General features: G+C 67.7%; 12 protein-coding genes. 5 read left to right on the top strand and 7 right to left on the bottom strand.

Annotated features, from left to right (window positions below; all coding sequences use genetic code 11):
• Nucleotides 1-1,006: bile acid:sodium symporter family protein (locus F3J14_RS30670; RefSeq protein ID WP_166726118.1), on the bottom strand; the 1,006-nt coding region annotated here is incomplete at its 3' end.
• A gap of 334 nt (nt 1,007-1,340) precedes the next feature.
• Between F3J14_RS30670 and F3J14_RS30665 the strand changes: the two genes are divergently transcribed.
• From F3J14_RS30665 to F3J14_RS30655, 3 genes are all read left to right on the top strand, one after another.
• Nucleotides 1,341-1,823, top strand: coding sequence for a peptide-binding protein (locus F3J14_RS30665; RefSeq protein ID WP_166726117.1), 483 nt, complete (start codon nt 1,341-1,343; stop codon nt 1,821-1,823).
• A 367-nt stretch (nt 1,824-2,190) separates the two neighbouring features.
• The gene (locus F3J14_RS30660) at nt 2,191-3,267 is read left to right on the top strand and encodes a porin (protein WP_166726116.1); all 1,077 of its coding nucleotides are present in this window, start codon (nt 2,191-2,193) and stop codon (nt 3,265-3,267) included.
• 171 nt (nt 3,268-3,438) lie between these two features.
• Entirely contained in the window at nt 3,439-4,401 is a 963-nt protein-coding gene (locus F3J14_RS30655; protein ID WP_166726115.1) for a LysR family transcriptional regulator, read from the top strand.
• A gap of 112 nt (nt 4,402-4,513) precedes the next feature.
• On the opposite strand, the gene F3J14_RS30650 is transcribed toward F3J14_RS30655, so the two are convergent.
• Nucleotides 4,514-5,473 (bottom strand): nitronate monooxygenase family protein, encoded by a 960-nt coding sequence (locus tag F3J14_RS30650; RefSeq protein WP_006754123.1) that lies wholly within the window; start codon nt 5,471-5,473, stop codon nt 4,514-4,516.
• A 279-nt stretch (nt 5,474-5,752) separates the two neighbouring features.
• On the opposite strand from F3J14_RS30650, the gene F3J14_RS30645 reads away from it, so the two are divergent.
• Complete coding sequence (locus F3J14_RS30645; protein ID WP_166726114.1) at nt 5,753-6,649, top strand: alpha/beta hydrolase; 897 nt, start codon at nt 5,753-5,755, stop codon at nt 6,647-6,649.
• Between the two features lie 34 nt (nt 6,650-6,683).
• Here F3J14_RS30645 and F3J14_RS30640 read toward each other — a convergent pair whose 3' ends face one another.
• Entirely contained in the window at nt 6,684-7,175 is a 492-nt protein-coding gene (locus F3J14_RS30640; protein ID WP_034177375.1) for an Lrp/AsnC family transcriptional regulator, read from the bottom strand.
• 113 nt (nt 7,176-7,288) lie between these two features.
• Here F3J14_RS30640 and F3J14_RS30635 point away from each other — a divergent pair, with 113 nt between their 5' ends.
• Complete coding sequence (locus tag F3J14_RS30635; RefSeq protein WP_166726113.1) at nt 7,289-8,191, top strand: DMT family transporter; 903 nt, start codon at nt 7,289-7,291, stop codon at nt 8,189-8,191.
• Between the two features lie 231 nt (nt 8,192-8,422).
• On the opposite strand, the gene F3J14_RS30630 is transcribed toward F3J14_RS30635, so the two are convergent.
• The 4 genes from F3J14_RS30630 to F3J14_RS30615 form a co-directional block, all read right to left on the bottom strand.
• Nucleotides 8,423-8,629 carry a DUF1289 domain-containing protein gene (locus tag F3J14_RS30630; protein WP_006762224.1) on the bottom strand — a complete coding sequence of 69 codons (207 nt, stop codon included), beginning with the start codon at nt 8,627-8,629 and terminating at the stop codon, nt 8,423-8,425.
• Nucleotides 8,626-9,132 (bottom strand): YbaK/EbsC family protein, encoded by a 507-nt coding sequence (locus F3J14_RS30625; protein WP_006754263.1) that lies wholly within the window; start codon nt 9,130-9,132, stop codon nt 8,626-8,628. Before F3J14_RS30625 ends, F3J14_RS30630 begins: the two co-directional genes overlap by 4 nt.
• A 22-nt stretch (nt 9,133-9,154) precedes the next feature.
• Complete coding sequence (locus tag F3J14_RS30620) at nt 9,155-10,087, bottom strand: hydroxymethylglutaryl-CoA lyase (protein ID WP_166726112.1); 933 nt, start codon at nt 10,085-10,087, stop codon at nt 9,155-9,157.
• A 29-nt stretch (nt 10,088-10,116) separates the two neighbouring features.
• A partial coding sequence (locus F3J14_RS30615; RefSeq protein WP_166726111.1) for a glyoxylate/hydroxypyruvate reductase A occupies nt 10,117-10,889 on the bottom strand: 773 nt, incomplete at its 5' end.

The raw sequence follows: 10,889 nt of genomic DNA, 5'->3' as shown, positions 1-10,889 counted from the left end.
CCGTGCCGGCCGCGGCATCCTCGCCGTCGCGCTCGCCGCTCAGGTCGCGCGCGCCCCAGCGCTGCGCGAGCGCCGCGCACGCCATCAGCTGGATCTGGTGGAACAGCATCAGCGGCAGCACGATCGCGCCGACCGCCTGCGCGGAGAAGATCACCTTCGCCATCGGCACGCCGGCCGCGAGGCTCTTCTTCGACCCGCAGAAGATGATCGTGATCTGGTCGGCCCGGTTGAAGCCGAGCCGCTTGCTGACAACCGTGGTCAGCACCAGCGCGATCACGAGCAGCACGACGTTGACGACCAGCAGGCCGCCGAGCGCGCGCGCCGGAATCTGGTGCCACAGCCCCTGGTTCACGGCCTCGCTGAACGCGACGTAGACGACGAGCAGGATCGAGCCCTGGTCGACGAAGCGCAGCACGCCGCGATTGCGCTCAATCCAGCCGCCGATCACGGGCCGCAGCAGCTGGCCGGCGACGAACGGCACGAGCAGCTGCATCACGATGCTGCCGACGGTACTCCAAGGCGACGCGGCCGCGGCCGACTGCGACGTGATCATCAGCCCGACGAGCGCCGGCGTCACGAAGATCCCGAGCAGGCTCGACGCGGACGCCGCGCACACGGCGGCCGGCACGTTGCCCTTCGCGATCGACGTGAACGCGATCGACGACTGGACCGTCGACGGCAGCGTGCACAGAAAGAGCACGCCGGCATAGAGCGTCGGCGTGACGAGCGGCTGCAGCACGGGTTTCAGCGCGAGGCCGAGCAGCGGAAACAGCGCGAACGTGCTGAGCAGCACGACCGCGTGCAGCCGCCAGTGGGTCGCCCCCGCGACGACGGCTTCGCGCGACAGCTTCGCGCCATGCAGGAAGAACAGCAGGCCGACCGCGATGTTGGTCGCCCAGTTGAACGCATGGGCGGCCGGGCCGCGGCACGGCAAGAGGCTCGCGAGCACGACGGTGCCGACGAGTGCGAGCGTGAAGTTGTCGGGAAGGAAACGGGGACGGGCCATCGGGGAGCTCGATTCGGAAACGGCGGCGCGCATCTCGCGCGCGCGAAGCCGATATTGTCCCGGCTGGTCATTCAATAGACAAATTCATTGTGAGAATCGATTGATGAATCCATTGCATGCGACAGGCCCGCCCGAGGGCGCGCGAACGGGCAGAAGAATGTTCTTCCACGATTGGCCGCGGAAGTGAAAAAACCTAGCAGTAACATGGTGTTACACCGATGCCGGCGACCTAACACTTTTTGGCTCGACACCGTTTCGGACCGCTCATAAATTACTGCTGAAAGGCTTGCGTCAGCCGGAAACACCGGCGGCGAGCGGCAACAGGCAATGAATGATGACGGAACGGGTGAAACTGAAGGTCGGACGATGGGTGGCAGGTGTGCTCGGCACGCTGCTGATGCCGCTTGCGCTCGCACAACCGCCGCACGGCGGTCATGCGTTCGGCGGCCACGGTTTCGGCGGCGGCGACATGCGCGCGTACGGCCAGTCGGCCCCCAGCGCACAGGTCTGGCGTCGGGCGCTGCCCCCGGGCGGTGCCCGTCCCGGCGGCGTGAGCGGCTACGGATCCCGCTGGGGTCTGCGGCCGACGCCGTCTTACGGCCATTACGCCGCGCAGAGCCCATATCGCCCGATCAGCGCCGACTCCCGCCAGATGCCGCGCCCGCAGGGCGGCGGCAACGTGCCGCTGCGTGCCGGCTCGATCCGCGCCGACGTCGCGCGCTACAACGAGGAGCGCGGCGGCCGTCCGATGCCGCCGCCCCGCGCGCAGGAAGAACCTGCCCACTCGCCGTATTACTCCCCGTTCTACCGAAACTGAGCGCCCCGCCCGTTCGCTGAGCGCCGCCGCGCGCTCATCCCTCGCCGGCTGTGATGCGAATTCGCCACAGTCGTGCGCAGATTTCCGCTGATTTTCCCGCCGCATTGCGCTATCTTTCGCGCCCGGCACGGGCGCCATCCCGCGGCCGTCCCGTCGCGCGCCCGCTCCGCGCGGGCCCGCCGCGACGCGTCCGGCCATGTGTCGATTCCGCGAAGTTAATGCCGCCGCTATACCCGCAATAAGTGTGCGCAATTTTGACCGGACAAATGATCCGTAAAGATGGCTGCGCCCCATACGACGCAAGCAATCGGCTCCAAAAAACAACGCTCGCGCCACTTATCGACATTCGACAAAACCTGGAGATCCCATGAAAGCATTCGCTCGCCGTGCGTCGCGCACGTCTGTCAAGCTGATCGCCGCGGCCGCCTGCGTGGCGGCCGCTGCACCCGTCCACGCGCAGTCGAGCGTCTCGCTCTACGGTCAGGTGGACGAATGGATCGGCGCAACCAAGTTCCCGGGCGGCGATCGCGCGTGGAACGTGTCGGGCGGCGGGATGTCGACCTCGTACTGGGGCCTGCACGGTGCGGAGGATCTCGGCGACGGCTACAAGGCGATCTTCACGCTGGAGAGCTTCTTCCGCGCGCAGAATGGCCAGTTCGGCCGCTTCCAGGGCGATACGTTCTTCGCGCGCAACGCGTACGTCGGCGTCAGCTCGCCGTACGGCACGGTGACGGCAGGCCGCCTGACGACGCACCTGTTCCTGTCGACGATCCTGTTCAACCCGTTCTACGACTCGTACACCTTCTCGCCGATGGTGTACCACGTGTTCCTCGGTCTCGGCACGTTCCCGACCTATCCGAGCGACCAGGGCGCGGTCGGCGATTCGGGCTGGAACAACGCGCTGTCGTACACGTCGCCTTCGTTCGGCGGCCTGAATTTCGGGGCGATGTACGCGCTCGGCAACACGGCCGGCGACAACCGCTCGAAGAAGTGGAGCGCGCAGTTCAACTACGCAAACGGCCCGTTCGCCGCGACCGCCGTCTACCAGTACGTGAACTTCAACAACGGCCCGCAGGACCTGAGCTCGCTCGTGACCGGCATGAAGAGCCAGGGCATCGGGCTGGTCGGCGCGACCTACGACCTGAAGTACGTGAAGCTGTTCGGCCAGTACATGTATACGAAGAACGACCAGGTCGCCGGCAGCTGGCACGTGAATACCGCGCAGGGCGGCGTGTCGGTGCCGCTCGGCGTCGGCAACGCGATGGCGTCGTATGCGTATTCGCGCGACGCGGGCGGCCTCGACCAGACGCGCCAGACCTGGGCCGTCGGCTACGACTATCCGCTGTCCAAGCGTACCGACGTCTACGCCGCGTACATGAACGACCACATCAGCGGCCTGTCGAACGGCAACACGTTCGGCGCAGGCATCCGCGCAAAGTTCTGACGAGACGATGGCGGGCGCGAATCCGCAACGCGCGTCCCGCCCGCCAGCTTCCCGCCCCGAAACGGCGCCGCTTTTCGCTGCGCCGTTTTGCCATTGTTGACCTTCTTGTTTCCTTGCCTTTGTTACCCTATCTCGTAATTGCATGATTCCCAGGAATTGCGAGCTAGTTCGATGGATACCCTCGTCAGCATGAATGTGTTTCGCTACGTCGTCGAAGTGGGCAGCTTCGTCGGCGCGGCGGAGCGCATGCAGATGTCGGCTGCGATGGCGAGCAAGCACGTGATGCATCTCGAGCAGCAGCTCGGTGCGCGGCTGCTGCATCGCACGACACGACGCGTCGCGCCGACCGAGGCGGGACGCGAATACTATGAGCGCCTCGTGCAGGCGCTGTCGGAACTCGACGAAGCCGGACAGGCGGTCGGCGCCGCGAGCGTCGTGCCGCAGGGCCGCCTGCGCGTGACGTCGCTGTCCGCGTTCGGATTGCGGCACGTGATGGAGGCCGTCACCGATTATGCGGGCCGGTTCCCGGACGTGACCGTCGACATGACGCTGTCCGATCGCGTGGTCGACCTGATCGAGGAAGGCTATGACGTCGCGGTGCGCGCGGCGCCGAACGGATTGAAATCCTCGTCGCTGGTCGCGCGGCAGATCGCGACCGCGCACATCCTGCTGGTCGCGTCGCCCGAGTATCTCGAGAAGCACGGCACGCCCCAGACGATCGCCGATCTCGCGCACCACAACTACCTGCGGCGCGATTCGAATTCGACGATGCTCGATTCGCTGGTGATCGACGCGGCCGCCGCGTCGCGCGTGAACCTGAACGGCAACCTGATCGTGAATCATCTCGAAGGGCTGCGCGCGGCCGTGCTCGCGGGCGCGGGCATCGCGCTGCTCGGCACCGAGGTGGTCGGCGACGACATCGAATCCGGCCGGCTCGTGCCGGTGCTGCTCGACTCGGTGCCGCCGCACGAGGCGCCGATCTATGCGGTGTATGCGAGCCGCCGCCACGTGTCCGCGAAGGTGCGCTCGTTCGTCGACTTCCTCGCCGGGCGTTTCGAAGGGCAGTCGCTGTGCCCGTCGATCGAATCGCGTCTGCGCGTGCTGCCGATCACGCGGATCAAGCGCGCGGGCTGACCGGCGCTGCCCGCCCGCGGGCGGATATGAAAAAAGCGCGAGCCGTTGCGGTTCGCGCTTTTTCGTTTGGGTCCGACGTGATGCGCGGCGGTGGCGCAACCCGCCGCGTGCGTCAGCGTGCGATGCCGAGCCGTGCCTTCGCGTCGTCGTACTCGCGCTTCATCCGCTCGACCAGCTCGCCGACGCTCGGCAGGTCGTCCATCAGGCCGACGCCCTGGCCGGCACCCCAGATGTCCTTCCACGCCTTCGCCTTGTCGCCGCCGAAATTCATCTTCGTCTTGTCCGATTCCGGCAGCGCGTCCGGATCGAGGCCGGCCTTCTCGATGCTCTCGCGGATGTAGTTGCCGTGCACGCCGGTGAAGAGGTTCGTATAGACGATGTCGGACGATTTCGCGTTGAGGATCGCGTGCTTGTAGTCCTCGACCGCGTGCGCTTCCTGCGTCGCAATGAAGCGCGTGCCCATGTACGCGAAGTCGGCGCCCATCGCCTGCGCGGCGAGGATCGAGCCGCCGTTCGCGATCGCGCCGGACAGCACGATCGGGCCGTCGAACATCCTGCGCACTTCGCCGACGAGCGCGAACGGCGAAGTCGTGCCCGCGTGGCCGCCGGCGCCGGCCGCGACGAGGATCAGCCCGTCGACGCCGGCTTCGAGCGCCTTCTGCGCGTGACGCAGGTTGATCACGTCGTGCAGCACGATGCCGCCGTAGCTGTGCACCGCGTCGACGATCTCGCGCGCCGGCGCGCGCAGGCTCGTGATGAAGATCGGCACCTTGTGGTCGACGCATACGCGCACGTCATGCTCGAGGCGCACATTCGACTGGTGGACGATCTGGTTGACCGCGATCGGGCCGATCACCGCGTCCGGGTGCTTCGCCTTGTGGTCGGCGAGCTCGGACTGGATCTGCGTGAGCCATTCGTCGAGCAGTTCGGCCGGACGGGCGTTGAGCGCGGGGAATGATCCGACGATACCCGCCTTGCATTGCGCGAGCACGAGTTCGGGGTAGCTGACGATGAACATCGGCGACGCGATGACGGGCAGCGTCAGGTTCTGCAGGACGGCGGGCAATGCCATGTGATGTCTCCAGTCTCGAGGGGCGGCCGGACCCGGCGCGATCGCGCCGGCTTCGGCATTCATGCTTGGCGGTCGAACGGTGCTTCGAGTGTAGCGGTGTACCGCTGCGTCCATATTAATACGAACGGTCGTGCGATTCTACGCGAGCTTAGCAAACTGAGCAGCGTGGCGACAATCGAGTGAGTGTTCTCTTTCTACGCATTCGGGCCTCTGTCGCGCGCAGCAGGCGGCCGGGCGCTCCTACAATACCCGCCATAACAAACCCACGAGAAACAAACCATGTCGTTTGAGGCGTTTGCATCGTTTCGCGTGACGATGCAGGACACCGACATCTTCGGTGTCAAAGGAGGCGCGGGGCCGCCGCTTCTGCTGCTGCACGGCCATCCGCAGACCCACATGATCTGGCATCGCGTCGCCGCGATGCTGGCGAATCACTTCACGGTGATCGCGACCGACCTGCGCGGCTACGGCGCGTCGGGCAGGCCGCCGAGCGACGCGCGGCATGCGCCGTATTCGAAACGCGCGATGGCGGCCGACCAGGTCGCCGTGATGCGGCATTTCGGCTTCGAGCAATTCCACGTGTGCGCGCACGATCGCGGCGCGCGCGTCGCGCACCGGCTCGCGCTCGATCATCCGGCGGCCGTCGAACGGATGATGCTGCTCGACATCGCGCCGACGCTCGCGATGTACGAGAAAACCGATCGTGCGTTCGCGACTGCGTATTTCCACTGGTTCTTCCTGATCCAGCCGGCGCCGCTGCCCGAAACGCTGATCGAAGGCCGCACCGATGCGTATATCGAGCGCGTGATGGGCAACCGTTCCGCCGGGCTCGCGCCGTTCGCGCCGGAGGCGCTCGCCGCGTATCGCGCCGCGCTCGCGCAGCCGGGCGCCGTGCATGCGATGTGCGAGGACTACCGCGCGTCGGCGACGATCGATCTCGAACACGACCGCGCGGATCTCGAGCGCGGCAACAAGGTCGCGTGCCCGCTGCGCGTGCTGTGGGGCGAGCACGGGGTCGTCGGCCGCTGCTTCGATCCGCTCGACGAATGGCGGCGCGTCGCGCGCGACGTCAGCGGCCGCGCGCTGGATTGCGGGCACTACATTCCGGAAGAGGCGCCCGTCGCGCTGATCGACGAGATGCTCGCGTTCTTCGACGCGCACGACGCGGCCGCGTGAGCGGCGCCGGGCGCGGCGGGTCGCGCGCCGACGGTCAGCGGCGCGCGGCGTCGTCTTCGACGAGCGGCGGCAGGCGGCGCGGCACGGGCGTCGATTTCACGATCGCCGTGCTCGTTTCCGCGCGCTCCGTCACCTTCGACAGGATGTCGTCGAGGTGCTCGATCGTGCGCAGGTAGAGCCGGCAGATGAAGCAGTCCTCGCCGGTCACCTTGTCGCATTCGACGAATTCGGGAATCCGCCGCAACACCTCCTCGACCAGATGCAGCTGCCCCGGCAGCGGCTTCACGCGGACGATCGCCTGCAGCGTGTAGCCGAGCGCGCGCGGGTCGAGCTCGACGGTGAAGCCGGCGATCACGCCCTGCGCTTCGAGCCGCCGCACGCGGTCGGCGGTCGCGGGCGCCGACAGCCCGATCTGCCGCGCCAGTTCGCTGGTCGCGATGCGCGCATCCTCGGCAAGCGCCGCGAGGATCGCGCGGTCGGTCGCGTCCAGTGACGCGACGGCGGGCGGGGAAAGGCGTTTCGACATGATCGCTTTGCTTTCGAAGGTGAATCGGTGGTTTCGCTTCAGTTTAGTCGTGGATGCGCGGAAAGCAAGTTCCTAGAATCGAAGTCATCTTCTCTCGTCAAACGGAGTCCATGATGGCCTCGAACGAAACCCGCCGCGGCGCCGCCGAGATGGTCGTCGCGATGATGATGTCCGGCACGATCGGCTGGCTCGTGATGTCGTCGCAGCAACCGCTCACCAACGTCGTGTTCTTCCGCTGCCTGTTCGGCGCGGCGACGCTCGCGATCGTCTGCGCGGCGCTCGGCTTCCTGCGCCGCGCGCTGTTCTCGCCGCGCATGCTCGCGCTGGCGACGCTCGGCAGCGTCGCGATCGTCGCGAACTGGCTGCTGCTGTTCGCCGCGTATTCGCGCGCGTCGATCTCGATGGCGACCGCCGTCTACAACACGCAGCCGTTCATGCTCGTCGCGCTCGGCGCGATCGTGTTCCGCGAACGGGTCAGCGCCTCGACGATCACGTGGCTCGCGCTCGCCTTCGTCGGGCTCGTGTGCGTGGTGCGGGTCGAGCCGGCGGTGCTCGCGGTACCCGGCGAATATCTCGAAGGCGTCGCGCTGTCGCTCGGCGCGGCGTTCCTGTACGCGGTATCGTCGATAGTCACGAAGCACCTGAAGGGCACGCCGCCGCATCTGCTCGCGCTGCTGCAGGCCGGCCTCGGCATCGTGCTGCTCGCGCCGTTCGCCCACTTCGGCACGTTGCCCGCGACGCCCGCGCAGTGGCTCGATCTCATCGTGCTCGGCGTCGTGAACACCGGCCTGATGTATGTGCTGCTGTACGGCGCGATCCAGAAGCTGCCGGTCGCGATGACGGGCGCGCTGTCGTTCGTCTATCCGGTCGTCGCGATCATTGTCGATCGCGTCGCGTTCGGGCAGACGCTCGCATGGACGCAGGTGCTCGGCGCGCTCCTGATCCTGCTCGCGGCGGCCGGCGTGAACCTCGGCTGGCGCATCGTGCCCGCGCGTCGCGCGACCGTCGGCAACTGAAACGCTCGTGCGATTCGGCGGCCTGTTTCGGCTCGTCGCCGGAGCCGGCCGCCGCGCCCGTGGGCGCCGCATCCGGGAACGCGGATTGCGCGCGAAAAATGCCGTAAGGAGTTGTAGGGAAACACCCGATGCGACGCCGCAGCGTCGCTCGTATGATGCGGCTGTGACGTTGATCACGTTCACAGGATTCCGATCTCATGCCGTTCGCCAGACAGGCCGAACGGCATTTTTTTATGCGCCGCTCCGGGCGAGCAGGCGCCGCCGCGCATCGAGCCGCGCGAGCAGCGCGCGTCTCGCGTCGTCGTCCGACGCGCGCCATCCCTTGATCTCGTCGCGCGTGCGCAGGCACCCCGCGCACCAGTCGGTACGCGGGTCGATCCTGCATACGTCGGTGCACGGCGAGGCGACCGTGCCGACCGGCACCGGCACGTCGCTCATGCGTCGTTCCTCAACGCGACGTCGGCGACCGGTGCGCCCGTCAGCGAGACGAGCTCCTGCGGCGACAGGTTGAACACAGCGTGCGGATGGCCGGCGGCCGCCCACAGGCTGTCGAGCTCGAGCAGGTCGGCGTCGATCAGCGTGACCGGTTCGACGAGATGGCCGATCGGGCACACGCCGCCGATCGCGTAGCCGGTGTGGTCGCGCACGAACTTCGCATCGGCTCGGCCGACCGGGCCGACCTGGGCGGCGACCTTCTTCTCGTCGACGCGGTTCACGCCGCTCGCGACGACGAGCACCGGCAGCCCGTCCGATTCGCGCCGAAACAGGATCGACTTCGCGATCTGCGCGACCGAGCAGCCAAGCCCGGCCGCGGCCTCGGCGGAAGTCTTGCCGGTTTCGGCGAGCATCACGATGCCTTTCGAATGCCCGCGCTCGCGCAGCAGCAGTGCGACGCGTCGCGCGGAATCGGGGAGGGAGTCGAATGAAGTGGGTGTCGTCATGGTGAATCCGTGAGTGTCGGGGTCAGACGCAGCTCGGCGCGTCGCTCGCGCTCTGCGCCTTGGCGAGCAGCGCGCGGCCGGCGCGCGACACGTTCGCGCGGCCGATCGCGTTCGAGATGAAGTCGCCGGCGGCGACCACCTGCGCGAGGTCGATGCCGGTGTCGATGCCGAGGCCCTGCATCAGGTACAGCACGTCCTCGGTCGCGACGTTGCCGGTCGCGCCCTTCGCGTACGGACAGCCGCCCAGGCCGGCGACCGACGCGTGGAAGATCTCGATCCCTTCGAACAGCGCCGCGTAGATGTTCGCGAGCGCCTGGCCGTAGGTGTCGTGGAAATGGCCCGACAGCCGTTCGCGCGGAAACACGCGCGTGACGGCCGACAGCACTTCGCGCGTGCGCTTCGGCGTGCCGACGCCGATCGTGTCGGCGATGTCGATCTCGTCGCAGCCGAGCGCGGCGAAGCGTTCGACGACGTCGACGACCGACGCGACCGGCACCTCGCCCTGGTACGGGCAGCCGAGCGTGCACGATACGCTGCCGCGCAGCCGCACACCGGCATCCTTCGCGGCCTTCGCGACCGGCTCGAAGCGCGCGATGCTTTCCGCGATGCTGCAGTTGATGTTCCGCTGCGAGAACGCCTCGCTCGCCGCGCCGAAGATCACCACTTCGTCCGCGCGTGCGGCGAGCGCGTTCTCGAAGCCCTTCAGGTTCGGCGTGAGCACCGAATACACGGTGCCCGCGCGACGCTCGATGCCGGCCATCACGTCGGCGCCGTCGGCCATCTGCGGCACCCATTTCGGCGACACGAACGACGCGGCCTCGATGTTGCGGAAACCGGCGCGCGACAGCCGGTCGACGAGCGCGATCTTCACGTCGGTCGGCACGAAGGTCTTTTCGTTCTGCAGCCCGTCGCGCGGGCCGACTTCGACGATCTTGACGGCGGTGGGGAACGTCATGGTTGTCTCCAGTTTGTGTAGGGCGGAATTCAGTAGCCGCGCGCGTAGTCGACGATACCGCCGACACGCTCGCCACGCTCGAGCGCGCGGATCTTGCCCGCGATCTGCTCGACGGCTTCGTCGCGCAGCGTCTCGGCCGAACTGTGCGGCGTGATCGTGATGCGCGGCGCGTGCCAGAACGGATGATCGGCCGGCAGCGGCTCGTGCTGGAACACGTCGAGCGTCGCCGCGGCGAGCTGGCCGCTCGCGAGCGCGTCGAGCAGGTCGGCTTCGACGAGATGCGCGCCGCGTGCGACGTTCACCAGGTACGCACCCGGCGCGAGCCGGGCGAAGGTGCGCGCCGACAGGATCCCGTCGGTATCGCGCGTGCTCGGCAGCAGGTTCACGAGTACTTTCGCACCGTCGATGCACGAGTCGAATGCGTCGACGCCCGCGAAGGTGTCGATACCGTCGAGCTGCTTCGGGCTGCGGCTGTAGCCGCGCACCGGCAGGCCGAGCGCGGCGAGCGCCTGCGCGACCTGCGCACCGAGCACGCCGAGGCCGAGCACCGCGACGGTGAAGCGCGCGCGCGGATGCGGTTCGAGCACCTGCCAGCGGCGCTCGCGCTGCAGCGCTTCGTATTCGTCGAAACGGCGCAGGTAGCGCAGCACCGCGTGCGTCACGTATTCGATCATCTGCTGCGCCATGCCCGAATCCTCGAGGCGCACCAGCGGCACGTCGCGCGGCAGCGTGCCGGGATGCGCGCGGTCGAGCGCGAGCAGCGCGTCGACGCCCGCGCCGAGATTGAAGATCGCGCGCAGGA

The organism is Burkholderia sp. Tr-862 (assembly GCF_011753085.1).
GTDB classification, from domain to species: domain Bacteria; phylum Pseudomonadota; class Gammaproteobacteria; order Burkholderiales; family Burkholderiaceae; genus Burkholderia; species Burkholderia ambifaria.
Note: the sequence above shows the minus strand (reverse complement) of the source record. Positions and strands in the feature narration are given on the sequence as shown.

Bases quoted from the DNA above. Each gene is read 5' to 3' on its own strand.
- F3J14_RS30665 (WP_166726117.1), top strand. From the start codon at position 1,341: ATGACGGAACGGGTGAAACTGAAGGTCGGACGATGGGTGGCAGGTGTG.
- F3J14_RS30660 (WP_166726116.1), top strand. From the start codon at position 2,191: ATGAAAGCATTCGCTCGCCGTGCGTCGCGCACGTCTGTCAAGCTGATC.
- F3J14_RS30655 (WP_166726115.1), top strand. From the start codon at position 3,439: ATGGATACCCTCGTCAGCATGAATGTGTTTCGCTACGTCGTCGAAGTG.
- F3J14_RS30650 (WP_006754123.1), bottom strand. From the start codon at position 5,473: ATGGCATTGCCCGCCGTCCTGCAGAACCTGACGCTGCCCGTCATCGCG.
- F3J14_RS30645 (WP_166726114.1), top strand. From the start codon at position 5,753: ATGTCGTTTGAGGCGTTTGCATCGTTTCGCGTGACGATGCAGGACACC.
- F3J14_RS30640 (WP_034177375.1), bottom strand. From the start codon at position 7,175: ATGTCGAAACGCCTTTCCCCGCCCGCCGTCGCGTCACTGGACGCGACC.
- F3J14_RS30635 (WP_166726113.1), top strand. From the start codon at position 7,289: ATGGCCTCGAACGAAACCCGCCGCGGCGCCGCCGAGATGGTCGTCGCG.
- F3J14_RS30630 (WP_006762224.1), bottom strand. From the start codon at position 8,629: ATGAGCGACGTGCCGGTGCCGGTCGGCACGGTCGCCTCGCCGTGCACC.
- F3J14_RS30625 (WP_006754263.1), bottom strand. From the start codon at position 9,132: ATGACGACACCCACTTCATTCGACTCCCTCCCCGATTCCGCGCGACGC.
- F3J14_RS30620 (WP_166726112.1), bottom strand. From the start codon at position 10,087: ATGACGTTCCCCACCGCCGTCAAGATCGTCGAAGTCGGCCCGCGCGAC.